This is a genomic window from Corynebacterium nasorum (genome assembly GCF_030229765.1).
Taxonomy (GTDB): domain Bacteria; phylum Actinomycetota; class Actinomycetes; order Mycobacteriales; family Mycobacteriaceae; genus Corynebacterium; species Corynebacterium kefirresidentii.
Window position 1 is genome coordinate 257,751 of the sequence record NZ_JASPGY010000003.1, and the last position, 24,813, is coordinate 282,563.

The 24,813-nt window shown below is 60.7% G+C and carries 25 protein-coding genes and 1 tRNA gene; 8 read left to right on the forward strand and 18 right to left on the reverse strand.

Annotation, left to right across the window (positions count from 1 at the left end; genetic code table 11):
• Nucleotide 1 precedes the first annotated feature (1 nt).
• Nucleotides 2-1,357 (forward strand): sugar nucleotide-binding protein, encoded by a 1,356-nt coding sequence (locus QP904_RS04650; RefSeq protein WP_284835614.1) that lies wholly within the window; start codon nt 2-4, stop codon nt 1,355-1,357.
• Nucleotides 1,358-2,206 (forward strand): glucose-1-phosphate thymidylyltransferase RfbA, encoded by an 849-nt coding sequence (gene rfbA, locus QP904_RS04655; RefSeq protein WP_248099230.1) that lies wholly within the window; start codon nt 1,358-1,360, stop codon nt 2,204-2,206. It begins immediately after the preceding gene.
• Between the two features lie 3 nt (nt 2,207-2,209).
• Here rfbA and QP904_RS04660 read toward each other — a convergent pair whose 3' ends face one another.
• Genes QP904_RS04660 through QP904_RS04670 form a run of 3 tightly spaced genes read right to left on the reverse strand, consistent with a single transcriptional unit; the run spans nt 2,210 to nt 4,777 of the window.
• Entirely contained in the window at nt 2,210-2,824 is a 615-nt protein-coding gene (locus tag QP904_RS04660) for an MBL fold metallo-hydrolase (RefSeq protein WP_023020439.1), read from the reverse strand.
• A complete protein-coding gene (locus QP904_RS04665; protein ID WP_023020438.1) occupies nt 2,824-3,909 on the reverse strand; it encodes an S-(hydroxymethyl)mycothiol dehydrogenase in 1,086 nt (361 codons plus the stop codon). Before QP904_RS04665 ends, QP904_RS04660 begins: the two co-directional genes overlap by 1 nt.
• 52 nt (nt 3,910-3,961) lie before the next feature.
• Complete coding sequence (locus QP904_RS04670) at nt 3,962-4,777, reverse strand: GDSL-type esterase/lipase family protein (RefSeq protein WP_284835615.1); 816 nt, start codon at nt 4,775-4,777, stop codon at nt 3,962-3,964.
• 101 nt (nt 4,778-4,878) lie between these two features.
• Between QP904_RS04670 and QP904_RS04675 the strand changes: the two genes are divergently transcribed.
• Complete coding sequence (locus QP904_RS04675) at nt 4,879-6,546, forward strand: AMP-binding protein (RefSeq protein ID WP_396130027.1); 1,668 nt, start codon at nt 4,879-4,881, stop codon at nt 6,544-6,546.
• 436 nt (nt 6,547-6,982) lie between these two features.
• On the opposite strand, the gene QP904_RS04680 is transcribed toward QP904_RS04675, so the two are convergent.
• The 11 genes from QP904_RS04680 to QP904_RS04730 all read right to left on the reverse strand — a co-directional run bounded on the left by QP904_RS04680 (nt 6,983) and on the right by QP904_RS04730 (nt 14,046).
• A complete protein-coding gene (locus QP904_RS04680) occupies nt 6,983-7,204 on the reverse strand; it encodes a hypothetical protein (protein WP_284835616.1) in 222 nt (73 codons plus the stop codon).
• Nucleotides 7,204-7,416 (reverse strand): hypothetical protein, encoded by a 213-nt coding sequence (locus QP904_RS04685; protein ID WP_284835617.1) that lies wholly within the window; start codon nt 7,414-7,416, stop codon nt 7,204-7,206. The genes QP904_RS04680 and QP904_RS04685 overlap by 1 nt, the downstream gene beginning before the upstream one ends.
• Before the next feature lie 446 nt (nt 7,417-7,862).
• Nucleotides 7,863-8,261 (reverse strand): hypothetical protein, encoded by a 399-nt coding sequence (locus QP904_RS04690; RefSeq protein WP_284835618.1) that lies wholly within the window; start codon nt 8,259-8,261, stop codon nt 7,863-7,865.
• A gap of 13 nt (nt 8,262-8,274) precedes the next feature.
• Nucleotides 8,275-9,174 carry a major capsid protein gene (locus tag QP904_RS04695; RefSeq protein WP_284835619.1) on the reverse strand — a complete coding sequence of 300 codons (900 nt, stop codon included), beginning with the start codon at nt 9,172-9,174 and terminating at the stop codon, nt 8,275-8,277.
• Complete coding sequence (locus QP904_RS11765) at nt 9,174-9,506, reverse strand: helix-turn-helix domain-containing protein (RefSeq protein ID WP_349018594.1); 333 nt, start codon at nt 9,504-9,506, stop codon at nt 9,174-9,176. Before QP904_RS11765 ends, QP904_RS04695 begins: the two co-directional genes overlap by 1 nt.
• Nucleotides 9,503-9,841, reverse strand: a complete 339-nt coding sequence (locus QP904_RS04705; RefSeq protein ID WP_284835620.1) for a hypothetical protein — start codon at nt 9,839-9,841, stop codon at nt 9,503-9,505. Before QP904_RS04705 ends, QP904_RS11765 begins: the two co-directional genes overlap by 4 nt.
• A gap of 47 nt (nt 9,842-9,888) precedes the next feature.
• Entirely contained in the window at nt 9,889-10,074 is a 186-nt protein-coding gene (locus QP904_RS04710; protein ID WP_284835621.1) for a hypothetical protein, read from the reverse strand.
• Between the two features lie 102 nt (nt 10,075-10,176).
• Nucleotides 10,177-10,419 carry a hypothetical protein gene (locus QP904_RS04715; protein ID WP_284835622.1) on the reverse strand — a complete coding sequence of 81 codons (243 nt, stop codon included), beginning with the start codon at nt 10,417-10,419 and terminating at the stop codon, nt 10,177-10,179.
• A 649-nt stretch (nt 10,420-11,068) separates the two neighbouring features.
• Nucleotides 11,069-13,117 (reverse strand): bifunctional DNA primase/polymerase, encoded by a 2,049-nt coding sequence (locus QP904_RS04720; protein ID WP_349018595.1) that lies wholly within the window; start codon nt 13,115-13,117, stop codon nt 11,069-11,071.
• A 69-nt stretch (nt 13,118-13,186) separates the two neighbouring features.
• Entirely contained in the window at nt 13,187-13,597 is a 411-nt protein-coding gene (locus tag QP904_RS04725) for a hypothetical protein (RefSeq protein ID WP_284835623.1), read from the reverse strand.
• A gap of 17 nt (nt 13,598-13,614) precedes the next feature.
• Nucleotides 13,615-14,046, reverse strand: coding sequence for a hypothetical protein (locus QP904_RS04730; RefSeq protein ID WP_284835624.1), 432 nt, complete (start codon nt 14,044-14,046; stop codon nt 13,615-13,617).
• 499 nt (nt 14,047-14,545) lie between these two features.
• On the opposite strand from QP904_RS04730, the gene QP904_RS04735 reads away from it, so the two are divergent.
• Entirely contained in the window at nt 14,546-15,067 is a 522-nt protein-coding gene (locus QP904_RS04735) for a hypothetical protein (RefSeq protein WP_284835625.1), read from the forward strand.
• Nucleotides 15,067-16,182 (forward strand): site-specific integrase, encoded by a 1,116-nt coding sequence (locus tag QP904_RS04740; RefSeq protein WP_284835626.1) that lies wholly within the window; start codon nt 15,067-15,069, stop codon nt 16,180-16,182. Before QP904_RS04735 ends, QP904_RS04740 begins: the two co-directional genes overlap by 1 nt.
• Before the next feature lie 50 nt (nt 16,183-16,232).
• On the opposite strand, the gene QP904_RS04745 is transcribed toward QP904_RS04740, so the two are convergent.
• Nucleotides 16,233-16,308, reverse strand: a tRNA-Thr gene (locus QP904_RS04745).
• Between the two features lie 87 nt (nt 16,309-16,395).
• A complete protein-coding gene (locus QP904_RS04750) occupies nt 16,396-17,595 on the reverse strand; it encodes a DNA polymerase III subunit delta' (RefSeq protein WP_396130028.1) in 1,200 nt (399 codons plus the stop codon).
• Between the two features lie 37 nt (nt 17,596-17,632).
• On the opposite strand from QP904_RS04750, the gene QP904_RS04755 reads away from it, so the two are divergent.
• Nucleotides 17,633-19,165: an adenylate/guanylate cyclase domain-containing protein gene (locus QP904_RS04755; protein ID WP_284835627.1), complete on the forward strand. Its 1,533-nt coding sequence runs from the start codon at nt 17,633-17,635 to the stop codon at nt 19,163-19,165.
• A 12-nt stretch (nt 19,166-19,177) separates the two neighbouring features.
• Complete coding sequence (locus tag QP904_RS04760; protein WP_284835628.1) at nt 19,178-20,416, forward strand: DUF418 domain-containing protein; 1,239 nt, start codon at nt 19,178-19,180, stop codon at nt 20,414-20,416.
• Here the strand turns inward: QP904_RS04760 and QP904_RS04765 are convergent.
• Both QP904_RS04765 and topA read right to left on the reverse strand, forming a co-directional pair.
• Nucleotides 20,366-20,947 carry a hypothetical protein gene (locus QP904_RS04765; protein ID WP_284835629.1) on the reverse strand — a complete coding sequence of 194 codons (582 nt, stop codon included), beginning with the start codon at nt 20,945-20,947 and terminating at the stop codon, nt 20,366-20,368. The two genes, QP904_RS04760 and QP904_RS04765, sit on opposite strands and share 51 nt — an antisense overlap.
• Before the next feature lie 18 nt (nt 20,948-20,965).
• The gene (topA, locus tag QP904_RS04770) at nt 20,966-23,929 is read right to left on the reverse strand and encodes a type I DNA topoisomerase (protein ID WP_284835630.1); all 2,964 of its coding nucleotides are present in this window, start codon (nt 23,927-23,929) and stop codon (nt 20,966-20,968) included.
• Nucleotides 23,930-24,177: 248 nt separating this feature from the next.
• On the opposite strand from topA, the gene QP904_RS04775 reads away from it, so the two are divergent.
• A complete protein-coding gene (locus QP904_RS04775; RefSeq protein ID WP_023020430.1) occupies nt 24,178-24,807 on the forward strand; it encodes a DedA family protein in 630 nt (209 codons plus the stop codon).
• The last annotated feature ends 6 nt before the right edge of the window (nt 24,808-24,813 follow it).

Here is a 24,813-nt window from a genome sequence, read left to right on the forward strand (position 1 = left end):
CATGCGCATAACTGAAACCGCCATCCCGGGACTACTCATCATCGACCTCGACGTGCACGGGGACAATCGCGGCTGGTTCAAAGAAAATTGGCAGCGGGAAAAGCTCACCGGTCTCGCGCCCGAACTCGCGAGCTTTCAGCCGGTGCAGAACAATATTTCCTTCAACCACGCCGGCGCTACCCGCGGGCTGCACGCCGAGCCTTGGGACAAGCTCATCTCGGTGGCGCAGGGCAAGATTTTTGGTGCGTGGTGCGACCTGCGCGAGGGGTCGGAGAGCTTCGGCGAGGTTATTACCCACGAGATTGGGCCGGAGACGGCGGTGTTTGTGCCGCGAGGCGTCGCCAATGGCTTTCAAGCGCTGGAGGATACCTCTTATAGTTACTTGGTCAATGAGCACTGGTCGGCCGAGGCGCGCTATGCCGCGGTGAACCTCGACATCGTGGACTGGCCATTAGAGCTCACCGAGATTTCGGAGAAAGACAAGCAGCACCCCAGCCTCGAAGAGGTGAGCCCGATGCCCGCCCGGCGCATCCTCGTCACGGGTGCGAATGGGCAGTTGGGGAGGGCGCTGAAGCGCCTGCTTGGCGACGCCGAATTTTGCTCCCACGCCGACTTCGACATCACCAATCCGCCAGAGCGAAATTGGAAGCAGTACTCGACCATCATTAACTTCGCGGCATATAACGACGTCAACGGCGCCGAAAACGACCGCGCCGCCGCGTGGGCCGTCAACGCGGAAGGGCCGGCAAAGCTGGCACGCATCGCCGCAGAAAACCAGATCACGCTGGTGCATGTCTCGAGCGACTATATCTTCGATGGGGCGAACGAGGTCCACACCGAGGCGGAGTTGCCGTCGCCGCTCAGTGCGTACGGGGCGTCGAAAGCCGCGGGTGATACCGCCGCGCAGACTGCGCCGCAGCACTACGTCATTCGCACCTCGTGGGTCTTTGGTGATGGCGAGAATTTCATGTCCACCATGCGCCGGCTGGCTAATAAGGGCGTGGAGCCGAAGGTCATCCATGATCAGCGCGGCCGCCCCACGTTTGCCGAGGACCTAGCCAAGGGCATCGTGCACCTGCTCAAGTCCGACGCGGACTACGGCGTGTATAACCTATCCAATTCGGGCGATACCGTGGGCCGCGATGAGATTGCCATGGCGGTATTCATCGGGCTCGGCCACGATCCGTCCGAGGTCACGCCAGTGACGACCGAGCAGTACCGCGAAATCGCGGGACCGGAGGCGCCGCGGCCCAAGGAATCGACGTTTGCGCTGGATAAAATCGAGGCCACCGGCTTCAAGCCGCAGAATTGGCGCGCCGCCCTGGCCCTGTACCTAGCGCTCTACCCGGAGGATTAAATGAAAGGCATCATCCTGGCCGGCGGTTCCGGCACGCGGCTCTACCCGATTACCAAGGGCATCTCGAAACAACTCATGCCCATCTATGACAAGCCGATGATTTACTATCCGCTGACCACGCTCATCCAGGCGGGTATTCGGGAAATCCTCATCATCACCACCCCGGAGGATGCGGGTGCCTTCCAACGCCTCTTTGGTGACGGCTCCCAGCTCGGACTCATGATCGATTATGCGGTCCAGCCGCGGCCGGAGGGGCTCGCGCAGGCCTTCTTGATTGGCGAGGATTTTATTGGAGACGATAGCGTCGCACTGGTGCTCGGCGATAATATCTTCCACGGCTTCGGCGGCGAGCTCACCCACTGCCAGGATCCGGAGGGTGGCATCATCTTCGCCTACGAGGTCTCGGATCCGCAGCGCTACGGCGTGGTGGAATTCGACGCTGCGGGGCATGCGCTCAGCATCGAAGAGAAGCCGGAGGTTCCGCGGTCGAATCACGCGGTGGTGGGCTTGTATTTCTATGACAACTCCGTCGTGGACATTGCCAAGGGCATCCAGCCCAGCGGCCGCGGCGAATTGGAAATCACGGCCGTCAATGAGGAGTACCTGCGCCGCGACGAGCTGAATGTTCAGCGGCTGCACCGCGGTAGCGTCTGGCTCGATACCGGCACGGTGGACTCTATGAGCGAGGCTTCTGCCTATGTTGAGGTGATGCAAAAGCGCACCGGGATCGTTATCGGATCGCCCGAGGTTGCTGCCTATGAGGCGGGCTTTATCGACCGCGCCCAGCTAGAAGCACTCGCCGAGCCGCTGCTTAAGTCCGGCTACGGCGAGTACCTGCGGGCGTACTAACGGCTAGTAACCGCGCTCGATGTATTCGTCGAGGCGTGCGGCTTCGGCACCCACCGTGGTGGCGTCGCCATGCCCCGGCAGGACCTTGGTGTCCTCCGGCAGGGTGAAGACCACGTTCTTCAGCGACTCGATGATCACATCGAAGTCGGAGTACTTGCGGCCAGTGGCACCAGGGCCGCCATTGAAGAGCGTATCGCCCGACAGCAGCGTCTCGCCCACGTGCAGCACCACGCAGCCCGGCGAGTGACCAGGGGTGTGGTAGACCGTGATTTTCTCGCCGCCGATATCGAATTGACCGCGATCCGCCAGCGGCGTATACGGGGCATCGCCATTGGACTCCTGCCACAGCATGTCATCGTCCGGGTGCAGATAAACCTCGGTATCGAAGCGCTTGGCGGCCTCGGGGGCGAGCTCGCAGTGGTCATTGTGCGCGTGGGTGAGCAGGATGCCTTCCACGTGGCGATCGCCTACCAGCTCCGCTACGGCATCGAGATCGTGAGAGGGATCCACCACATAAACATTGGAGTCATCGCCCACGACGTAGACGTTATTATCCACGTCCCACTCGCCGCCGTCGAGGCGGAACTTGCCAGAAGTAACCGTGCTATCGATGCGCATTAGAACTCCACCACCGAACGCAGGACCTTGCCGGACTTCATGGTGGCGAAGGCCTGCTCGACGTCGTCAAGCGCAATGCGCTCGGAAACGAACTTTTCTAGCGGGAAATTGCCGGCCTTGGATAGCGCTACATAAGCGGGGAAATCGCGCTCCGGGAGGCAATCGCCGTACCACGCTGGCTTGATGGAACCGCCGCGGCCGTAGAGGTCGATGGCGGGAATGTCCACGTGGTCGGTGAGGTTTGGCACGCCCACCATGACCATGCGGCCGGCGTGGTCGCGGGAGTAGAAGGCCTGGCGCCAGGTGGGCTGGATACCCACGGCGTCGATGGAAACATCGGTACCGAAGCCGCCGGTGAGCTCGCGGACGGCGTCGATGACTTCCTGTTCCGACAGGTCCTTGGAGCAGATAGTATCGGTCGCGCCGAATTCGCGGGCGGTTTCCAGCTTGGATTCGTCAATGTCCACGGCGATGATCTTTGCCGCGGCCGCCAGCTTGGCGCCTGCAATGGCGGCCATGCCCACGCCGCCGCAGCCGAAGACGGCAACGGACTCGCCGAGCTGGATGTCACCGGTATTCACGGCCGCGCCGAGGCCCGCCATGATGCCGCAGCCCAACAAGCCTGCAGCGGCTGGGTCAGTGTCTTCCACCTTGGTGCACTGGCCCTCGTGGACCAGGGTCTTTTCCGCGAAGGAACCGATGCCCAGCGCAGGAGTGAGCTCGGTGCCGTCCTCGAGGGTCATCTTCTTCGAGGCGTTGTGGGTATTGAAGCAGTACTTTGGCTCGCCCTTCTTGCAAGCGCGGCACTCGCCGCATACGGCGCGCCAATTCAAAATGACGAAGTCGCCCTCCTCCACGTGGGTGACCGCAGAACCTACGGTCTCCACCACGCCTGCGGCCTCGTGGCCGAGCAGGAACGGGAAGGCGTCTTCAATATCGCCATCGCGGTAAGCAAGGTCGGTGTGGCATACGCCGCAGGCCTGCACGCGCACGATGACGTCATTAGGGCCGGGGTCGGGGACAACAATATTGACGGTTTCGACTTCCGCGCCCTTGGAACGGGCAATAACAGCTTTTACAGTCATGCGCCCGAGCGTACCGATATTTTCAAAATCGGCACATTAATGAAAATATTTTTTAAGAGCGAGCGATGACGTTGGCCGTATGCTCGTGGCCGCGCTGGTTCATGTGGATGGGCAGGTTGCCGTCGCCTGCGCTAAAGTCCACTAGACCAGCCCACATGCGCTGGTTTGCATCGGCGCACATGCCGTTATTGCGGGTGGAAGGTTTCATATCCAAGAACTGCACGCCGGTGCGTGCCGCCAGGTCCACCTGCATCCACTGTGCCTTATTCTCAAAGTCCTGGATTGGCGGCAGGAAGGTGGAATCGGCCGGGCGCGGGCCGAAGTGGAAGAGGCAGTAGTACGGGCCAGAACCGATAGTGGGGTAGCCAACGATCTGCACGCGCGCATTCGGAGCCGCACACTTAATGCGCTCAATCTGCGGTGCGGTATGGTCCGCGAACTGCTTGCGAATCTGCGACAGGTTGAGCTCGCGGTGGTTATAGGTGTCATTGAAACCGGTAGTGATTACCACACGGTTGGTAGCCGGAGTCAGCGCGCCGGTACGGATGGCCGCATCCACCTGCTGGAAAATCTGCGGGCCGCGGGACATGGACACGGCGCCGGAGCAGGAGAAGTCCCGCACCGGAAGGCGCAGCTTGGCACCGGCACGCTTGGCGTAGTTATTGGAGGTCGGGCAATCCACGCCCACACCCTTAGAGGGATCGTAACGGTGGGCGAAGTAGGAGCCGGCATCTGGATCCGCGAGGACGGAATCGCCGAAGGCTACTAGGTTGCGCTCCGCGGCGGTGGCCTGCGGCGCGACTGCCACGCCTACGACGGCCAGCGCGGACGCCACCACGGAGAGGACTTTGAGCTGCAGAGATTTCATGAGATCCTTTTCTAGAAACACCAGTAACTTCAGGTAACTGTAGTCACTTCTGTAATTTCGAGTTGGCGGCTACACCGCGCGCCTCTCTCACGATATCGTCCATGGTTACCTTTTTGTTATCTTCGCTTTTTGGAGCTACCCCAACCGTGAATTTTTCTGATTTCACATTCCACGCTGCAGCCCTCGGCCGGTTCGTGCCGGCGCTTCTTAACGCCGGACTCATCAGCCACCAAGGCGGCGCGAAGGCCCAGCTCAACCTGCTGCCGAACCTGGCCCGCTACCGCTTTACCACCGCACGCGAGATCGAGCAGGGCTACCTTGCCTGTCCGGAGCGCTTGGCGCTTATCGACGACGACGGCACCCTCACCTACCGCCAGCTGCGCACCCACACGCAGGGCTTCGCCCGCTACCTCCGCTCGCTGGACCTGCCCGAGATTCGCCTCGGCGTCATGGCGCGCAACGGCCGCGGCATCATCATTCCGCTCGGCGCCAAGGGCTATGTGGGCGCTTCTATTTACCTGCTCAACGTAGGCTCCTCCCCGGAGCAGCTGGCCGGCTGCATTGAGGAAAACGGCATCAATGTGCTCGTCGTGGATGATGAATTCATCGACCGCGTGGACACCGATATCCCCGTAATCATCGCGCACGATACCGGGGCTAGCGAGCTGCCGAAGTTAGACAAGATTGTGAAGAATCCACCGGCCGTGGAGCTGCCGCGCTTCCCCAAGCACGGCCCGATCGTGCTCATGTCCTCCGGCACCACCGGCATTCCGAAGGGCATTGTGCGGCCGGAACCGACCCTGCCGGTAGTGCTGGCCTCCATCGTGGATACCATTCCATGGCGCGCCGACCAGCGCCTGCAGATCACCGCCTCCATCTTCCACACCTGGGGATGGGCCTGCATCAATATCGCACTCGGACTGCGCAATACCATCGTCACCCGCCGCGTATTCGACGCGGAGCAGGTGCTTGACGATGTCCAGCGCTACCGCCTCGATGGCATGATTTCCTCCCCCATCTTCTTTAAGCGCCTAGTGGAGCGGGACCCAGCCGGTGAGTTCGATACCTCGAGCCTGAAATTCATCGCCTCGGCCGGCAATGCGCTGACTCCGGAGGTGGTCAAGGAGACCAATGAGCGCTTCGGCGCCATCCTATGCAACGTATACGGATCCACTGAGCTCGCGCTCGCGACGACCGCCACCATGGATCAGGTGGCCGCCAACCCCACCATCGCCGGGCGCGTGGCCTCGGGCACGAAGCTGCGCATCCTCGATAAGGAGGGCCACCCGGTTCCGCGCGGCGAGGTGGGAGAGATCTACCTGACCAACTCCACTGCGATGACCGGCTATACCAACCCGAACCTGCGGCTCAATAAGGTGGACGGGCTCATTTCCATCGGCGATTTGGGCTACATCGATGAGCACGACTTCCTGCACGTGGTCGGCCGCGCCGATGACATGATCATTGTCGGCGGCGAAAACGTCCACCCGCAGTCCATCACCGAGGTCCTCGAGGCCATGCCCGGCATCCACGAGGTCCATGCCGGTGGCGTGGAGGATAGCGAGACCTTCCAGCGCATCGCCGTGTGGGCGGTGCCTACTGCCGACGCCACCGGAAAGGCCCTCACGGCCGACGCCATCCGCGAGTGGGTCCGCACCAAGCTCGCCGATCACTCCGTGCCGCGCGATGTGCACTTCCTATCCCAGCTGCCGCGCAACGCCACCGGCAAGGTGGTCCCGCGCCTACTGCACAACCACGGCGAGGCTTAACGCTCTGCACCCACTGCCGTGCCCACAACGGCGAAAGGCCGCAGGCTAGATAACCTGCGGCCACTGTGGAGCCGCCTGCGAGAATCGAACTCGCGACCTTTTCATTACGAGCTATTTTCAAAGCCCAGGCTAACCATCTAACAACCCCGTCCACCCACGAAAGCCCAGGCCAAGCACAAAACCATCACCGGGTTACTTCTCGTCCATTCGCCCGCTTTCGTAGAGAAGCGTAGCCAAAACGTAGCCACGCAGCCACAGTATTGACAGCCCGATTTTCTGTGTGTTTTCCTGGAAAGGGCGGGGAACCCACGTCACTTTTTGGGTATAGCATGAAGCCCCAATCCTTGTTACCAGGATTGGGGCTTCACTCATGTTTAGGGCAGGCGGCGCTAGTGTGCCAGTCATGTTGGGCGCATAACTCCAAGACGTAGTCGTTTTAGCATTTTGCGGCCTCCCCCTCGTCGTGCAAGGCCTCATAGACTTCACGCACGTTGACCGCCTGCGGGTCCAGGCCGTCCCAGGTCTCCGCATGGTCCGTGATGTAGTCCGCTAGCTCCTCTACGGAGAGCCCCATTATCCAGCGGTAGCTCCAATACTCCGACGAGGCCCAATTAAACGCATTCCAGGTATCCCAGTTCGTGTAGCCGTTGTAGGTCATTAGATTGCGACCTCCTCGGAGTAGCGCACATCGTCGGCGAGTACTCCCGCGGCATTCCCGAGCGCTTCGAAGAAGTCAGCCACGCGCTCGTGCCCCTCCGGTGTTATCTCCTCCACGAGGAAGGCCAGGGCTTCAAGGGTGGAGCTATCGAGCTCGAAACCGTAGTGGCCGACCTGGCGGTTCAGTTCCTGGGTTAGTTCGTTGCCGTTCATGGGGTTCTCCTGTCTGTGCTGGTGAAACGGTGTTTCTATCCCCAGGAAAACAGGCCTCACCCAGTAGGCACAATTATGGACATACCTGCGAAAACCCCCGCTCGGGGGTACAGGCCAAGGAACGCACGGGAGGGTATCTCCGAGCGCCTAGACCCCTTCTCCGGTACTGACACCCTCGGAGACGACGAGAGGCCACGGGAGATACCACGGAGCGCGTCGTCTAGGTCACATTCGTCCTGGTAGCGGCCCTAAACATAGCAAGACCCCCTCTAACGACGTTGAACCGTTAGAGGGGGTCTTAGCCCAGAGGAGACAGTGCCAGGGCGACGCAGGTAACCCTCACGCTTTCGCGGTCATGGGGGCCTTACTTCCGCTACTACCCCAAGGATGATTGTCAACAAAAATGAGTAGGCGGTGCGCTTAACGCGGCCCTGGCACTGCAGGACTTAAAGCAAAGTCACGTCCACGTGGCCGTTTTCGCTGTTGCGGATAGCCTGGGCGACTGGAGCGCCCGTCGAGGCCTGAGCGAAACCGCCAGCTTCAGCAACCTCCAAGAGGTCGCCCGCCATGTGAGGCCCCTTAGCCGGGACGCGGAAACAACGACCGGCCCCGCGCTGCACGGTAAGGTCGCCGCCCTTTTCCACGTCGTGGCCAGCCAGGCCAAAAGCCACAGCGCCCGGGGTAGCTACCTTGACCGCCAGTTGAGGAGTCTTCGCGGTCGTGTGTAGGCCGTCCGCTGCAACGATTTCGACCAGCTGGCCAAGCTTAATGTCCTCGGTAGCAGTCGCGGTGACTGCCTGTCCTGGGGTGTAAAGCTCGTCTAGAAACGGAGTGAAGTTCAACATCGTTTAGCCTCCTTTAGTCCTGCATGCCCAGACCAACGAGGCGAACCACGTTGCGGGGGCGCTGAATAGTGATTACCGGTTCGATATAGGACTGGCACCAGGTGGCGCGGATTGACGGGTCACGCCAGGTCTCGACGTGCAGGCCGCCCTTGGTTACGAGCTTGCCGAAGTTGCGGGCGTCGAGCAGGTAGCCAGTACCTTCAGGCAGCTTGTCGCAACCGTAGATAGTCAGACCCCACTGCTCCTCCAAGTTGTTCTGGTCATAGAGCAAAGTCAATGCGTCTGCAGAGTCCCAGTCCAGCAAGAGAACGTTCGCACTAGCAGACAGGCCGTGCTTGCGCAGGAGACCACGGGCGGCAACGATGGACGCCCACGGGCGCTTTTCGGCAGGCGTCGGGTTCGCGCCGTCGAGAACCACGCCGTGGAAGGAGTTCGCACCAATCGACAGGCCGCCGTTCTCTTTGTCGGTCACCTGGGCCAGGGCCTCGACCATCATGGTGTTCAGCGTGTCGTTAATCGAGGTGCCCAGCAGTGATAGGCCGTCCTCAATCAAGGAGGTATCGCCCGCGTCGATGGCCTCGTCGGAGACTCGGAACTTGCCGCCGATGTCTGACGTGTGGGCCTTCTTCAAATCACCAGGGGTAAAGCGCACCATAGGGTATTCGGAGTGCTCGGAACGCACACCAACGCCCTCGACCTTCATGTCGTCGGCGCTGACCTGCGTGTACTGGGCAACACCCGTCGGCACGGAGACTTCTGGAAACACCAGGCCCGGAATAGAGTTAGTCGCGTAGCTCTCCAGCACGTCGGCCAGGTGGTCAGTGTCGTCGAAAAGTGCACGCGCCGCGGCCTTGTCGGTTTCTTTCGAACCCAAAACCGCAGAGCGCGAACGGCGGAAATCTGTCGCAGCCATTAAAGCTCCTTTGCATCTATCAGCCACCTACCGCCCTCAAATGAGGCAGGTAGACAGCCACGGTTAATTCGTCGCCGAACAGCCCCCGGAGTGATTCCTAAACATCGCGCAGCCTGTTCGGTCGTCAGTTTCGAGTTCACCAGCTGCTGGTTTTCCAGAACAAGCACGTCACGTGACGAGACAGGACGCTGTGACAGCTGTATCAAGTCCGCCACTAAAGCACGCGCCGCCAGGGAGGACGGCTGCGGGGTGCGTCGCAGGTGCTCCACCAAGCAGGCCACCGAGTCCGGTGGTAGCACCACCGACCCCGGCTCCAGGGGCAGCGCCCTCACTCTTGGTGTTCCTGGTGGTAACGCGATTCAGCCTCCGAGAGGCTACGGTGTCGGTCCCAGACGAACTTCTTGACCTCCTCGGGGTCGAGACCGAAGTGGTCAGCCAGGGCACGGACCAGATTCGCGCCCTGAACCGCCAACGTCTTTAAAATCCAGAAATCCGTCAGGTCCATACGGGCCAGCAATTTGATTGTGCCGTCCAAGTCAGACAGGCCATTGCGGTTCCTCTTCTGGATAGCGCCGACACCGCCTAAGTCCACTCGGACCTTCTTCGGGTCGTGGCCGTCAACGGCGCACACCAGGGCCGTGCGGGCCAGAGGGACCAGGCTAGACATGGGTGGGTGACACATTTTGTGAGTCCTTTCAAAATTGGAAGTTTCGTTTAGTAGAAGTCTTGGGGTCGTTCCGGCGGCGCGTTAGACCAGTCAATGCCGCGGCAGTGCTCGTGGGTGCCAATATCGACGCCGCACCACACGCCGGTTCGCTCGGAGCGGCTCAACTGCTCGGCCGTGAACTTGCACGAGTGCTTGTGCTGACACTGGGCGCAGACGGTCCAGCAGGCCCGCATGCGGTATTCGTACTGGCGTTTAGGCTCTCCGTGAAAGCGAGAATCGAACCAGGGAGAATACCCAACGCACAACATCGGCGGCTTCTCGTCGCGAGGCACGCGCTAAATCTCCAGGGCGTCGGTTAACACGCGCACCAGACGACGGGCTGCAGGGGGATGCAACCGGTAGGAGCAGTCACCAAGCTTGAGATAGAACGCCTGCTCGCGGGACCCGTTGCGAGTCCGGCTGTTAGCCCGCAAGGTGATGTCCACCAGGTGCGGAGACTCGCCCATCACCTGGGCCTTGCCCACATTGGTGTGGAAACTGCTTGCGGGGCGACTGTCTGGCATTTCACTAGGTTTCATAGGCGCTCCTTGCGCACTGCTGCTGGTGGTTAAAGTTCTTGGAAATCAAAACACGCCGCCAATATCCCCAGGAAGGAATTACTACGCCCCGTTAATCACCCGCTCGGGGGATTCATAGCAGCCCGGGGCGGAGAAGCCGCGGGGAGCACCGTTAGGGAGGCAGGGACGCGGCCAGAAGAGGCCCGAGAAGGTATCTCGAAGGTATCTCCGAGCGCCTGGGAGGGCGTCGCCGGGCGTCGGTACCGGAGAGGGGGTTCAAACAGCCTCGAAAACGCCTTCCGAGGGTCCGAGCTCTCCACCAGAGTTTCAACCAACAAATGATTTTCAACCCAAAACGGGAGAGAGAACTCGACTATCAGAGCCGTGGGGGGAGTCAGGAAGATATACCCCCTCAACTTTTCTGGCATCCCCCCACCGCCAGCGACGACGCGAGAGCCAGCGGACCGCCAGCGCCCGAGCCTCGACCTCGCCAGCCGACCGGAGACCCGGACTGAGTGGACCTGGACTGACCCTCCCCCTAAAAGGGGGGGGGTCAGTCCAGTCCACCAGTCCGGTCCGGTCTAGGCGGGTCGGCTCTGGGGTCAGTGGACTGGTGGACTGGTCCATATGGACTGGTAGTCCAGTCCGGTAGTCCGGTCCATTTCGGAGACTAGGCGGACTGGTGGACTGGACCCCCCGGACTACCAGTCCAGTCCGGTAGTCCACCCTGTTCTCGCGTTACGCGAGGGACGCTCTTTAGCTCCCTCGGCGGTGCATACGGAAATTCATAATTGCCCGATTCCAGCGCCGTCTTCAGCTGTGCCGCCACATCAGCGCCACACCGCGCCACCTTCCTAACCTTGTTGCGAGACCAGGAGAAGCCCCCGCCCTGCTCTCGTTCGTAGGCCAGCAGGTCTTGAATGCGCTTGTCCCAAGTCTCCTTGCGCTCGTCGTACTCGGCCCGTTTCTTGCGTTCGGCTTCGAGTTGTTCCTGGGCGGCTTGGGCCAGTCGCTCCTGTGCCAGCTCCTCCTCGGACGCGATGGAGTAGCGCCGGTTCTCGTACTTCAGCGGCGTCTCAGCCAGCGCGGCATCTCGGCCCGTGACTTGCAACAGGCGCACGCTATCCGGCTGGCCAGGAGATACCGGGCGCAGCACCCAGTTAGCGTCCGACCAGCCCATCAGGCGGCTGTCCCCTCGGGCGCGTGTCCCCTCGTGTCCCGTGTGATGAACGACCATTAGAGCACCGATGTTCGCCTTCCGCTTCAGCTCGGTCAATCGGTCCAAGAACGGCCCGGTCTCGGTGTTCTCGTCCACGCCCATAGCCGTGAATACCGGCGACAACACGTCCAGGAACAGCACGTCTACGTCCTTCAGGGCCTCCGCCCAGGCGTCCAGCTTGGCGTCACTCATAAGGTCGAAGCTTCCAGCCTGGCCAATCAGCGGGTACAGCTCGACGCGGTCAGGGTTCTGAATCTCCTGGTCGCGTAGCCAGCTCTGCAAGATACGATAGGACAGCTCGGTATCCACCAGCGCGACGCGCTCCACCTGGGCAACGTCGAACCGGTCGAGGTATTTACCACCATCAGCCAGGCACCGGATTAGGTTCCCGACCAGCGTAGACTTGCCCGCCTTCGGCGGCGCGGCGAACAGCACCTTTCCGCCTTCGGGCCAGAGCTGGTCCACGACGTATTGTTCTTCGCCAAGGTCACGCTCCAGCAGCTCGCCCAGCGTCAGGCGCGGCACGCTTGCGAAATCCACAGGGTTCTTTTGCTCCTGCAACCGGCGTTTAGCCTCCTCGCGTACCTGCAGGCGCTCCAACTCGCGGGCAATCTCGCGCTCCAGGTGACTGGTTCCCATCGGTTCCGCCAGGGCAGCAGAACTCAATGTGGCTTGGACCTCGCCGCTGGTTAGCCCGACCTCCTGCCCAACTGCTAGCCAGTCTTGCTCCATGTCGAGGCCTTGGCGTCGAGCCTCGCAGACATAGCGGAAGAGAGTGTTATTTCGGGTGCCTACCCGTGCCTCGTCCTTAAACCTGTCGAGCAGGCCTGCCCGAAGAGACGCCCGGAAGATACCTTCCGTGGCCTTCCCGCGGTCTTTCGTAGGCTCGTCGGTACTAGTGCCCCGGCAAAGGTCGAGAAGCCAGCCGGGAGCCACGGAGATACCACGGAGACTAGGCAGCTCGTCCAGGGTGTGAGGGTCCACCGCCTGGCCGTCAACGTCCAGTTTGTACGGCTTGCCGTTCGGGTGAATCGACCCTGGCAGCACGACGTAGCCCTTCGCGCCGCGCAGGTCCACACCAGGCAACGCTCCGGCCTGGGTGGTCGTGTATTCCTCGTTGTCGTCGGGCAGCGTGAACCAGTGGTGCTCACCACCGCTACCGGTGTAGCACTTGAAGGTCTCCGGCAGGTCGTAGCCTTCCACAGACTCGAAGCCGTCGTCTCCCCCGTGGTCCACTCCGTCCACATCGAGAACTACTTGGTTATCCCGCGGGTGACCGCCGATGTTGGCGTTAGGGTGTTGCTCCCACCAGGAGCGAATCTGCGTCTCGTCGCGCGTCGCGTTCTTTTGCCAAGCTCCAATAAGTGGAGTTTTACCCTTAGGTTTTAGTGGGAACACCGCTACACCTTCGGAGGCATACCAAAGGGCCAGTTCCAGCATGGAACGAGGTTGTTTCGGGTTGTTCTCCCTGGTAAAATCGGGTTTAGAAATTTTAGGCATTAAAGCTCCTTAATCAAAGGACGCCCCACCTAGGGAACAGGTGGGGCGTTCATTTATATGAATGGTTGATTAACCCATCAACGAGGGGGCGCGGGAAGAAACTGCTTTAAGAGCCTCAACAACCTCCCCTATCTTCCGCCGGTCAGGTAGCCACCGCTCGGACTCCTCTTCGACCAAGCGCACCTGGTCTAAACCGATATAGTTAACATCCTCGAAGAGCAAATACAGGCAGTCGATTAGCTCCTGGGTAAAGATCCACCTCAGACCCGCGTCAGTTATCGTTCGGAACCGGTCGCTGGTGTGGTCATAGCTCACGAATACTCCACACCCCTCTAGTCGGCCCTGCGCCCAACGAGCGGCCTTTACCGGGTGTTCAGGCGAAGGTGCGAACACCATGTCTGTATTCGAACTTTCGTCTTTCATGCGCTTGGCCACCCGCTCGTAGACACCCCAACAGTTATCAGCGTTAGATTCAGTCATCTTTAGCGCGTCCTCCTCTAGCGTTCGGTCTTCACACGCAGTGCTTTTAGAGCCGTCACGACCTCGGTTACCCGAGAGATATTCGGGTCGGCTGCTCGCTTCTGGCCGTTGTCCAGGTAGTAGCTCGTCCACAGCAGGTTGTAGCAGCAGATGAATACTTCCTCTTCCTCCAGCCAGTACTTCCCCTCCTTAAACAGGTTAATGAAGAACCGGCTGCTCTCCAGGTCGTAGGTCAACAAGCCACCAACCGCAGAGTCGAAGTGTTCGGCAAGTACCATTACAGGGAACATCGGGTTCTCAGGCGACTGAGCCTGCCAGTTTAGGTGTAGGTGCAGGCCGTCGTTTGGCTTGTGCTCCTTGAACACGCGCCGCTCGATAGTTTCAGCGATGTATTCCTCCACCGCTGCAGCCGCTTGTCCAGCAGTGGCACCGCATGTTTTAATGGTCATTAGAAAGATCCTTTCGGGTAGAGCCTCGCCTTTTTGGCGGGGCTTTAGTCGTATTTGGAGACAGTCAGTAGAGGAGTCGTCCTCCGCTGAAAGTCATTTTCGGCCGCTCACCTTAAGCGACATCCTCGTATTCGTTGGTGCAAGTGAAACTGTTCTCTTCTTCCCAGGCCACTACGTCCGAGATTCGGTACATGACACGTCGCCCGAGCTTGAGAAACCGGGGTCCGGTGCCGTTGTAACGCCGGTTAGCCCAAGCGCTACGGGTAGTTCCTGGGTACCGCTGCATTAGGTCCTCGACCGTCAACAGGTTTTCCACAGACTCTCCTTTCAATCTGGTTTGAGCGGCTTACTTCTGGCCCGCTCACTTTCAATCAAACCACACCCGTGAACGGGCAACAAATGAAGCGCTCACGCTCTGGACTGGAAAAACGTGCTCAGAAGTGTAAAGATTGAGCGTATGACTTATGACCCGCTAATTCCTGGGAGCGACTTAGTGCAGGTGGCAGGACCGCTTTACGGTCCAGCCCAGATTGTTCTTATAACCGTCGGAGAAGCCGAGCAGGAGAAACTCCGCAGCTTTATAGAAGGCGACCCCGATTACACCATCCGTTATTATCCCCCTCCGTTGCCCTTTGATTTCCAAGCAACCCTAGAGCCCCAAGGAGGACGCTACGTCACGACCCGCCTAGATATTCGCCAGCGCCCTGGTTCTCCACCGCTGCAACAAGCCGAGCTAGTACAGGTTCCACTTAGCCGTTTGCAATCCATGATTACGGGATACATCGTTTACGAGGGGCAGGCAGCACTCCCCCTCCTGCCTGCCTGGTATGAAGCAATCAAAAACGACCATGAGACCCACTTGAAGGAACTGGGTACCGCCTATCGACTGCTACGCATCCAGGGCACCACGCCAACGACTGTCCTAGCCAAGGAGCTAGGAGTTTCGAAACCTACAGTTCGACGCTGGTTACAAAGTGCAGTAGCAGCTGGGCACCTCACAGAAGATGAACGGGTGCGTTAATGGCGTCTGTCAGTCAGTACGAGTTAGCCAATGGCTCGAAGAAGTGGCAGGTCCAATACCGCACACCAGACCGTAAACTGACCCGGAAGCGTGGCTTCAAGACCAAGCGCGACGCACAACGGTTCGCAGACCAACTTGAAGCTTCTAAGCTCGACGGTACGTTTATCCACCCCGCTGCTGGTCGAACCCCTGTTTCCGAGGTCTACCAGCTCTGGCTGCCAAGCCAGTCTGTATTGGCCCATCGAACTCAAGCTTCGAACGCATCTGCCTGGAACGTCCACGTAAAACCCCGCTGGGGGTCTTGGCCGGTCTCGCGCATCACCACACCCGAGGTCAGAAAGTGGGTGTCAGAGCTCCAGGACCAGGGAAAGAAGCGCGACACTATCCAGCGAGCGCTCCATATTCTGCGCTCGGTGCTCGACACCGCCGTGGAGGGGCGGCTTATCCCCACCAACCCGGTAGTTAATGTGAAGGTTAAGCGGGACGTTGTTTCAGAACGCCAATTTCTCACCCCTGTACAGGTCTCCCACTTAGCCGAAGCTATGCCCGAGGGGCAATATCAGACCTTGATTTACACGCTGGCTTATTGTGGACTCCGAATTTCCGAACTAGCAGCCCTGGACGTTGCGGACTGGCTCCCACGCAACAATCGGCTAAGCGTTACGAAGGCAGTTAAAGGTCCCGGTGTTATCGGCCCGACTAAGACCTACGAGACGCGCCAAGTTCCCGTACCTGAGTTCCTAAGCAAACAGCTCGGAGAACTAGTAGCCAACCGTGCGAACAACGCCCCGCTATTCACGTCCCCAGGAGGAGCGCGACTGCAGACCAACAACTACCGGAAACGGGTGTTTATTCCTGGCCTAGAGAAGGCACAAACCGAATACGGCTTGCCAGAGATTCGCCCCCACGCTCTACGCCACACTTGCGCCAGCATGGCAATTGCCTCTGGTGCGTCCGTTAAAGCTGTGCAACGCCTCCTGGGCCACGAGAGCGCAGCCGTGACGCTCGATGTTTACTCCGACCTGTTTCCTGATGCGCTCGACGATGTCGCCCAATCGCTTCAAGCTCTCTACGTACGTAGCCAAAATGTAGCCACGGAGAGCGAAGCGGCATAAAACTCAAAGATACCCTTTCACCGTTATTGCAGGTGAAGGGGTATCTTTTGTGGAGCCGCCTGCGAGAATCGAACTCGCGACCTTTTCATTACGAGTGAAATGCTCTACCGACTGAGCTAAGGCGGCACGCTGCTTGGCATATGCCAGTGCAGCAAGAGAAAGTTTAACCTAGGGGCGCCGCGGAATAGAAATCGGCCCCGACTACGCACCCGCTTATAGGCACGCGCGACGCAGTCGGCCCACCAACCCGTCGAAGGCAATCTGCGTGCCGACGTTTTGTGTGAGCTGCTCGCGGCACAACGTGATGGCGGCCTGGCAGTCCAGCAGACCTTCCTCACTCACGCGTTGCGCTAGCTCGCCAGAAAGACCGGCGAAGTCCGGGTGGGTCAGGTCCACCTGCGCGCCAACTTTCTGCATGAGCGCATCGCGGTACACACCGGAGAGATCGATAAGAACTAAGTCCAAGTTGTCGATAACTCGGCGTTTCGCTCGCTTCTTGTGTTGGTCCTGCAGATCCTTAATGGCGGATCGGGCATCGCGCTGCGCTTTAGCCGCGCCTTTGCCCTTCGCACCTACGCCGAGGGTCTGCTCCAGCTTCGCCAGTTCGGCTTCTTCTTGTTCCTTATGCGATTCCTTCGCTTCCGAATCGACCAATTTCAGCAGCGAGGTGACCGCCTGGAAGCCTTGGGAGCCGTGGAAGACCTCTTCTGCCAGGTTGATGGCCACCGCGCGGCGCTTTTGTACCGCCGGGTCGTTGACGAGGCGTCGCGCCCTGCCGACGTGGCGGAGGGAGGTGAGGGCGGCCAAGTGGGCGTCGTGATCCGAGGCGCCCTCGCTGACCAGCTGGGCGGTAATGCTCTCTACGGACGGGGAAGGAATGTAGAGGTGGCGGCAGCGCGAGCGGAGGGTCTGGGAGAAGTCCTCGGGGGCGTCGGAAGGAGCGCACATGATGATCACTGTGCGCGCCGGCGGTTCTTCCACGGTCTTGAGCAGGGCATTCGCACCGTTATTATTGAGGCGGTCGGCATTGTTGAAGATCACTACGCGCCAGGGCGCCACCGTGGGCAGGCTCGCGGCGCGGCCGATGACCTCGCGCACCGTATCCACCGGAATGATGACTTCCTGCGGGTCCACCAGCACCAAGTCAGTATGCTGCTTCGCATCCAGCACCGCCTGGCAGGCCTCGCACCGGCCGCAGCCCGGCTCTTCCGGGTCCGTGCACATGAGTGCGGCAGCAAAATCGAGGGCGGCCAGGGATCGGCCGGAGCCCGGCGGGCCGGTAAATAGCCAGGAATGGCTCATTGCCCGCGGGTCTGCCCCCGGCATCCCCCGAGCTGCCCGAGCGGCATCCAGGATGGTGCGGGCCACGCCTGGGGTATCTGCCAATCTTTGCGCAACGCTTCCGGTATTCACTCGCCCTAGCCTACTGGTCTTACTAAAGTATGAAGACATGAACAGACTATTGCGCGGCGCACGATGGCTCATGGGAACCCAATGGCCGGTCTACGCTGCCTTAGTCCTCGGTGCGAACCTCATCGGCGCCATCGCGATCATGACATTCGTTCTCTATTTCCTTCCCATGCCGGAAATCGAGGACTTTGCCGCCGAGCTGCCGAGCTTGATGGGTGTCGCCGCGGTGTACCTCATCTTCGCCGTGATTATCGGAATTGCCGTTACCCTGCTGCTCTTCCGCCCGGTGCTGGACTGGCAGCGCAACCCGGACGAGCACGATCCAAATATGGTGCGCAACCTGGTGCTGCGCATCCCCGTCTACCAGTCCGCAGTGGCGGCCGCGGTATGGCTCATCGGCATCATTTTGGCCGTGGTCATTTCCGGGCGCGAATCCGGCCGCTTGGGGCTTGTCGTAGGCGTATCCGCTACCTTGGCCGGCTTGGTGGTTATCATCCTGACCTACCTGCAGGCAGAGCGCCTCGTGCGCCCAGTTGCCGCCCAGGCGGTGGCGCGGCGCTTTGAGGATTCTACGCTCGAGCCACCCATCAAATACCGCCTGATATCCACCTGGCTGATGACTTCCGGGGTGCCGCTCATCGGCATCCTTCTGGCGCTGATTGCCCAGCTCACCGGGCTTTTCCCTGGAACCGCCGGCGATCTTGTTCCCGCCATTACCGCCTTGGCGCTTACCGCTCTGGCTACCGGTTTTATCGGCACCAGCTTTGCGGTGATGAGCGTCGTAGACCCGATTGTGGAGCTACAGAACGCCATCAATCGGGTGCGCCGCGGTGAGACCAATGCCGAGGTCGATATCTATGACGGATCCGAGCTAGGCGTGCTGCAAGCCGGTTTCAATGAAATGATGCGCGGCCTGCGGGAGCGCAACCGCGTGCGCGATATTTTCGGCCGCTACGTCGGCAGCGAGGTGGCCCAACGTGCGCTGGAGGAACGCCCAGAATTAGGCGGAGAGGACCGCAAAGTAGCGGTGCTTTTTATTGACGTCATCGGTTCCACCACGTTTGCCGTTAACCACTCCCCCGAAGAAGTTGTGGAGGAGCTCAATAAGTTCTTCGAGCACGTCGTCAAGGTGGTACACCGCAATAAAGGAATTATCAATAAATTCCAGGGCGATGCAGCCCTCGCTGTTTTTGGCGCTCCCCTCAACGTTTATGATTCCACCTCCATGGCCCTGCAGGCCGCCCGCGAGCTGCGCAGTGAATTGCGCGGACTCGAGTTGCAAGCCGGCATCGGCGTGGCCGCGGGGCACGTTGTCGCCGGGCATATCGGCGGTGCCGATCGCTTTGAATATACCGTCATCGGTGATGCCGTCAACGAGGCCGCGCGCCTGACCGAGCTGGCCAAGGACACCCCGGGCCAAGTATTGACCAACGCCGCCACGCTCAAAACCGCTAACGAGGCCGAGCAGGCCCGCTGGACTATGATGAAATCCATTGAGCTGCGCGGTCGCCACCGCATGACCCAGCTGGCTCGCCCTATCCGCGCTACCCTGGCAGAACGTTCCGAGGTATAACGAGGTTTTTAAGTGAGCTCAGCTCCCCGGCCCCGCATGATCGTGCCCGATGTGGCGCGCGGCATGGCCCTTCTAGGCATCGCTATGGCCAATATGACCACGGCGTGGATCATCACCACCGACCGGCCAGCAAGTTATTTCGGCGGCATTATCGATGGCAGCGCGTGGGATAAAGCGACCGTCGTCTTCGCCGCCTTCTTTGTCCACAACCGCGGCCTGCCTATGTTTTCCACCCTGCTGGGTTTTGGCGTGGGGCTCATCGCGCTGAGCCTGTGGCGGCGCGGTTTTCCGGTGCAGGGGGCGCGCAGGGTCATCGCCAAGCGCTATGCCTTCTTGGCCGTGATGGGCGCGGTGCACATGGTGCTGCTGTTTTGGGGCGACATCATGTTCTTCTATGGCGTGGCCGGAATCGTGATTGCATTCCTGCTGCGCAAGAGGGATTCCTCCCTCATGCGCGTGGCCTATATTCTATTCGCACTGTGCGCGCTGGGCGGGATTGTGGCCTTCATTTCCGGCGCGCTGGATCCCCTCGGCGTGGTGGCCACGGAGGGCATCGGCACCATCGAGTCCTACCCCGATTTGCTGCTCAGCCAGCTTGTCACCCTAGGCAGCCAGGCCTTGGCCACGCCGATCATTTTGCTGATGTACCTGCCCGTCATGCTGGTGGGCTTTGTGTGGGCGCGCCAAGGCGTGCTTGCCGACGTCCCTTCTCACCGCCCCATCCTCCTGCGCTGGGTCGCCGTCGCTGTGGTCATTACCGTGGTTATCGGTACCTTGTGGTCTTTGAGCACGCTTGGGGTCATCGAGCAGCGCTGGGCGAATGCGGCCAATAATGCCAACTCTTTCCTCGGCGTCTTCACTGGCCCCGGCATCCTAGCCGGACTCGCGTTGGTGCTGCAGCCAGAGCAGGAGCGACTCGCGGCCGGCGCACCGCTGCCCGCAGTATTATGGCCCTTTGCGGCGCTGGGCAAGCGCTCCATGAGCGGCTATGTGGGGCAGTCCATCCTCTTTTTCTGCCTCGTGCACCCGTTTATGCTGAACTTCGGTCACGAGCTGGGCGCCTTCGGCCAAGCGGCGATGGCCTTCGCGGTGTGGTTGGCCACTCTCATCTTCGCCTGCGTGCTGGAAGCCTTCGACCGCCGCGGCCCCTTCGAGGCGGTGCACCGCCGCCTTTCCTATGGTCCGACGATGCAGCCGCAGTTACCGGGTGCGGTGAAGGCCGTCAATCAGCAGCAGATGGCCGATAACTAGGGCGCCGGTTTCGGCCGTGCACACTAGCCGCGCCTTGTGCTTGCGCTGCTTCAGCGCCGCACGCAAGGCGGTTAGCGCCTCGGCCGCGACGAGCACATTAGCGCCGTGACTCATGCCCTTGCCGGCGTCGGTGCGCAGCACTGGGTCGCCCGCCAGCGCCGAGGTGGCAAGCACGGCCGCGCCACCCACTGCCACTGCGGCGGACGTCGGCTGGCTACGGGTAGCGGCAACGCCCGCACCCCATGCGGCCGCGCGCAGGCCCCAGCCCAGGGCATCGTTGCGCGCGCCGCGGCGATACAGGCTCCAGGCATAGGCGGCGTGGTTCGCCGTTAAAGCCGCCACGCCCAGCGCCGAAGGACGAGTCAGGGTGCGGGCCTTTTCCACTTGGGCGATGACCCCGGCTAGGATACCGGCGCCAACGGCGGGGTCTTCGCGGACCAAGGCGATAAGCTGCGGCTGTGCGCTGATATCGGATACGGCGCGCCGCAGGGCCGCAGCGCCTTCCTGGGTGCGGGCAAGAAAATCGTTCATGCCCGCTACCTTACGCGGTTATTTCTTGCGCGAGCCGGCCTTTACCACGTTCTTCGTGCCGGGCGATGGTTTCTTGGTTGCCTTCTTGCCGGCCTTCTTCGTGGACTTTTTGGTGGCCTTCTTAGTCGCCTTCTTCTTGGTCGTCTTCTTAGAGGACTTCTTCTTGGTCTCGCCGGAAGCTTCCTTGGCGCGGCGCTCGGAGAGGAGCTCGTTCGCACGGGCGTCGGTAAGCTGCTCCGGGTCATCGCCGCGGCGCAGGGAGGCGTTGGTGGTGCCGTCGGTGACGTACGGGCCGAAGCGGCCATCCTTGACGGTCATGGGCTTGCCGGAGACGTCATTATCGCCCAGCTGCTTGATCGGCGGCTGGGCCGCGGCGCGGCCGCGACGCTTCGGCTCGGCATAGATGCGGCGGGCCTCGTCCAAGGTGATGGTGAAGATCTGCTCTTCCTTGGCCAAAGAGCGCGAATCGGTCCCCTTCTTCAAGTACGGGCCGTAGCGGCCATTTTGGGCGGTGATCATCACGCCGTCGTCCTCGCCCACCTCGCGCGGCAGGGACAGCAGCTGGAGGGCTTCTTCGAGGGTCACCGTAGAGGGCTCCATCGAGCTAAACAGCGAGGCCGTACCCGGCTTCAGCTTATTCTCGATGTACTCCTTGACGCGCTTTTCCTTCTGCTTTGCGGCCGTCTTGGTCTCCCAATTCTTGGCGCGCTTGCCTTCCTCGGCGCGTTGCTTGTCTTCCTCGGCCCGCTCCTTGGCGACGACCTCTTCGGCCTCACCCTCGGCCTTCTCCCGCTCATCATCGCGGACAACCTCGGTGACATACGGGCCGAAGCGGCCCTCCTTAGCCACAATCATGCGCCCATTTGCCGGGTTTTCACCCAGTTCGCGGCCGCCCTGTGGGGTGGCAAAGAGCTTTTCCGCCAGCTCCTCGTTCAAGCCGTCCGGAGTGACGGTTTCAGAGAGGTTGGCGCGCTGGTACTCGATGCTGCCGTCGTCATTGGTGCCGACGGCGCGCTCGATATACGGGCCATAGCGGCCCACACGGACGAAGACATCGCGGCCCTCGGTATCGGTGTAAAGGCGCAGGGAGTTGACCTTGCGGGCATCGATGGCTTCTAGGTTGACGTCGATAAGCGATTTCAAGCCACCGTGGCGGGCAATGGAGGCCGCCTTTTGCTCGTTGGCCTCGGCGTTGCCGAAATAAAAGCCATTGAGCCAGGCGGTGCCGTCCTCGATACCGGTAGCAATCTGGTCCAGCTCATCCTCCATAGAAGAGGTGAAGTCATAGTCGACCAGCTCGGTGAAGTTCTCCTCCAACAGTCCCACGACGGCAAAGGCAACCCACGATGGCACCAGCGCATTGCCGCGCGAGACCACATAGCCGCGGTCCTGGATGGTCTTGATAATGGACGCATACGTGGACGGGCGGCCGATACCCAAGTCCTCCATTTTCTTGACCAAGCTGGCCTCGGTATAGCGCGCCGGCGGGTTGGTGGAGTGGCCCTCGGCGGAGACCTCCTTGGCGTTCAGGGCGCGACCCTCTTCCAAATGTGGCAGGTGGGTCTCGCCCTTCTTGTCACCCTTGGCGTCATCTGCGCCATAGGCCTTCAGGAAGCCCGGGAAGGTAATGGTGCGGCCGGTGGCGGAGAATTCCACGTCATAGCTGCCATTATCCGTGGTGGCGGTGCCGGCCACGGTGACCTTCATGGAGGTTCCCTTGACATCGGCCATCTGGGAGGCGACGGTGCGCTTCCAAATCAGGTCATAGAGCTTAAACTCCTCCGCGTCCAATTGACCGGAGAGCTGGCCCGGGGTGGCGAAGGACTCGCCGGCTGGGCGAATCGCCTCGTGAGCCTCCTGGGAGTTTTTCACCTTGCGGTCATAAACACGCGGGGAATCAGAAACGTACTCTGCGCCATAGATGCTGGTGGCGGAGTTGCGCGCAGCTGATAGGCCCTGCTTGGACAGCGAAGTGGAGTCAGTACGCATATAAGTAATGTGGCCGTTTTCGTACAGGCGCTGCGCAATGCGCATGGTGCGCTCGGAGGTAAAGTGCAGGCGGCGGCCGGCCTCCTGCTGCAGCGTAGAGGTCATAAACGGCGCATAAGGCTTGCGCGTATAAGGCTTGTGCTCGACACCAGCGACCTGCATGTCCGCGCCGCTCAGTGCGGTTTCTAGCGCCTTGGCCTGCGGCTCGGTGATGACGATGACGTCTTTGCTCTTCACGTTTCCGTGGTCATCAAAGTCGCGGCCCAGGGCCACGCGCTTGCTATTGACGGCTGTGAGGCGGGCGTCGAACGTAGCGGGATTATCCGCATCCGCAGCGCCGGTATCTAGCGTGGCGGCTAGATCCCAATAATCCGCGGGGATGAACGCCATGCGCTCGCGCTCGCGCTCGACGATGACGCGGGTAGCCACCGACTGCACGCGGCCTGCAGAAAGCCGCGGCATGACCTTCTTCCACAGCACTGGGGAGACCTCGTAGCCGTAGAGGCGGTCCAGGATGCGGCGGGTTTCCTGGGCGTCGATAAGGTTGTAATCCAGATCGCGCGTATTATCCGCAGCTTCCAGGATGGCCGATTTGGTGATCTCGTTGAACACCATGCGGCGCACCGGAACCTTGGGCTTTAAGACCTCAAGCAGGTGCCAGGCGATGGCCTCGCCCTCGCGGTCGGGGTCTGTCGCGAGGTAGAGCTGATCGCACTGCTTCAGCTTGGATTTTAGGTCCGCGACTTTCTTCTTCTTATCGGGGCTCACCACATATAGCGGGGCGAAGTCGTCCTCTGGGTTCACGCCAAGGCGCGCCCAGGATTCCTTCTTATACTTAGCCGGTACGTCCGCAGCGCCGCGGGGAAGATCGCGGATGTGGCCTACGGAGGCCTCCACGATGTACTTATCTCCGAGGTAAGGCTGAATCTTCTTCGCCTTCGTCGCCGACTCGACGATCACCAAGGTCTTTCCCGGCCCGGCTGCTTCTGCCACTTCGACTTCATCCCTTTCGATGATGCGAACAATAAGGTATGCACGCTTTCAGCAATCGCCCCTAGCGTACACAGTTGATCTGTGTTTCCTTTCTCGCACCATATACGCGGTTCTGCCAAAAGGCCGTTTTCAGGGGCACTATGTACCCCCACGGAACGGGTCTATACTGGCCTACTTAGAATGCCCAGTAACTGTGAAAGCATTGTGGGGCACGATAGCACACCTAAGCCGACACCCGGGGAGGATTCATGGTCGACACAATCACTATGTGGATCGAAACCGTCATGTCCACAGAGTGGATCTACCCGCTGGTCGCCGCGCTGATCTTTGGTGACTGCTTCTTCCCCGTCCTGCCGTCAGAAATCCCGCTCAATATGGCCGGCGCCTGGTCCGGCTCGCAGGGCTTCCCCCACCTGCCCACCATGTTTTTCGTGGCGCTCATCGCCGCCATGATGGGCGATAATCTCTGTTTCCTGCTAGGCACGCGGTTTATGCCCTTGCTTAAGCGCGTGCCAAAGGGATCTAAGGCCTACGAAGGGCTGAACTGGGTCAAGCGAAATATGCGCCGCGGCGGAGGGGCCGCCATTATTATCGCCCGCTTCATCCCTTCAGCACGCTTGTTTATGACCATCCTGCTGGGGTCCATGAGGTTCCCATGGATCGTCTTTGTTTTCTTCGACACCATCGGCGTCGCCCTCTGGGCTGGCGAGGCGCTGGCCATTGGTTATCTCGGCGGCATGGCCTTTTCTAATTCGCCAGTACTCGCCGTGGTGGTCAGCATCATCGCAGCCATCATCATCGGCGTGGGCCTGCAGAAGCTGCAGAATAAGTTCACCGAGTGGTGGGATACCCGCCGCGGCTACGCCGAGACGCCGTAGCGGGGA

Bases quoted from the DNA above. Each gene is read 5' to 3' on its own strand.
- QP904_RS04720 (WP_349018595.1), bottom strand. From the start codon at position 13,117: ATGCCTAAAATTTCTAAACCCGATTTTACCAGGGAGAACAACCCGAAA.
- QP904_RS04695 (WP_284835619.1), bottom strand. From the start codon at position 9,174: ATGGCTGCGACAGATTTCCGCCGTTCGCGCTCTGCGGTTTTGGGTTCG.
- QP904_RS04725 (WP_284835623.1), bottom strand. From the start codon at position 13,597: ATGACTGAATCTAACGCTGATAACTGTTGGGGTGTCTACGAGCGGGTG.
- QP904_RS04675 (WP_396130027.1), top strand. From the start codon at position 4,879: ATGGTTACCTTTTTGTTATCTTCGCTTTTTGGAGCTACCCCAACCGTG.
- QP904_RS04710 (WP_284835621.1), bottom strand. From the start codon at position 10,074: ATGCGGGCCTGCTGGACCGTCTGCGCCCAGTGTCAGCACAAGCACTCG.
- QP904_RS04660 (WP_023020439.1), bottom strand. From the start codon at position 2,824: ATGCGCATCGATAGCACGGTTACTTCTGGCAAGTTCCGCCTCGACGGC.
- QP904_RS04680 (WP_284835616.1), bottom strand. From the start codon at position 7,204: ATGACCTACAACGGCTACACGAACTGGGATACCTGGAATGCGTTTAAT.
- QP904_RS04650 (WP_284835614.1), top strand. From the start codon at position 2: ATGCGCATAACTGAAACCGCCATCCCGGGACTACTCATCATCGACCTC.
- QP904_RS04740 (WP_284835626.1), top strand. From the start codon at position 15,067: ATGGCGTCTGTCAGTCAGTACGAGTTAGCCAATGGCTCGAAGAAGTGG.
- QP904_RS04665 (WP_023020438.1), bottom strand. From the start codon at position 3,909: ATGACTGTAAAAGCTGTTATTGCCCGTTCCAAGGGCGCGGAAGTCGAA.
- QP904_RS04775 (WP_023020430.1), top strand. From the start codon at position 24,178: ATGGTCGACACAATCACTATGTGGATCGAAACCGTCATGTCCACAGAG.
- QP904_RS04755 (WP_284835627.1), top strand. From the start codon at position 17,633: ATGAACAGACTATTGCGCGGCGCACGATGGCTCATGGGAACCCAATGG.
- QP904_RS04670 (WP_284835615.1), bottom strand. From the start codon at position 4,777: ATGAAATCTCTGCAGCTCAAAGTCCTCTCCGTGGTGGCGTCCGCGCTG.
- rfbA (WP_248099230.1), top strand. From the start codon at position 1,358: ATGAAAGGCATCATCCTGGCCGGCGGTTCCGGCACGCGGCTCTACCCG.
- QP904_RS04705 (WP_284835620.1), bottom strand. From the start codon at position 9,841: ATGTCTAGCCTGGTCCCTCTGGCCCGCACGGCCCTGGTGTGCGCCGTT.
- QP904_RS04685 (WP_284835617.1), bottom strand. From the start codon at position 7,416: ATGAACGGCAACGAACTAACCCAGGAACTGAACCGCCAGGTCGGCCAC.
- QP904_RS04690 (WP_284835618.1), bottom strand. From the start codon at position 8,261: ATGTTGAACTTCACTCCGTTTCTAGACGAGCTTTACACCCCAGGACAG.
- QP904_RS04765 (WP_284835629.1), bottom strand. From the start codon at position 20,947: ATGAACGATTTTCTTGCCCGCACCCAGGAAGGCGCTGCGGCCCTGCGG.
- QP904_RS04730 (WP_284835624.1), bottom strand. From the start codon at position 14,046: ATGACCATTAAAACATGCGGTGCCACTGCTGGACAAGCGGCTGCAGCG.
- QP904_RS04715 (WP_284835622.1), bottom strand. From the start codon at position 10,419: ATGAAACCTAGTGAAATGCCAGACAGTCGCCCCGCAAGCAGTTTCCAC.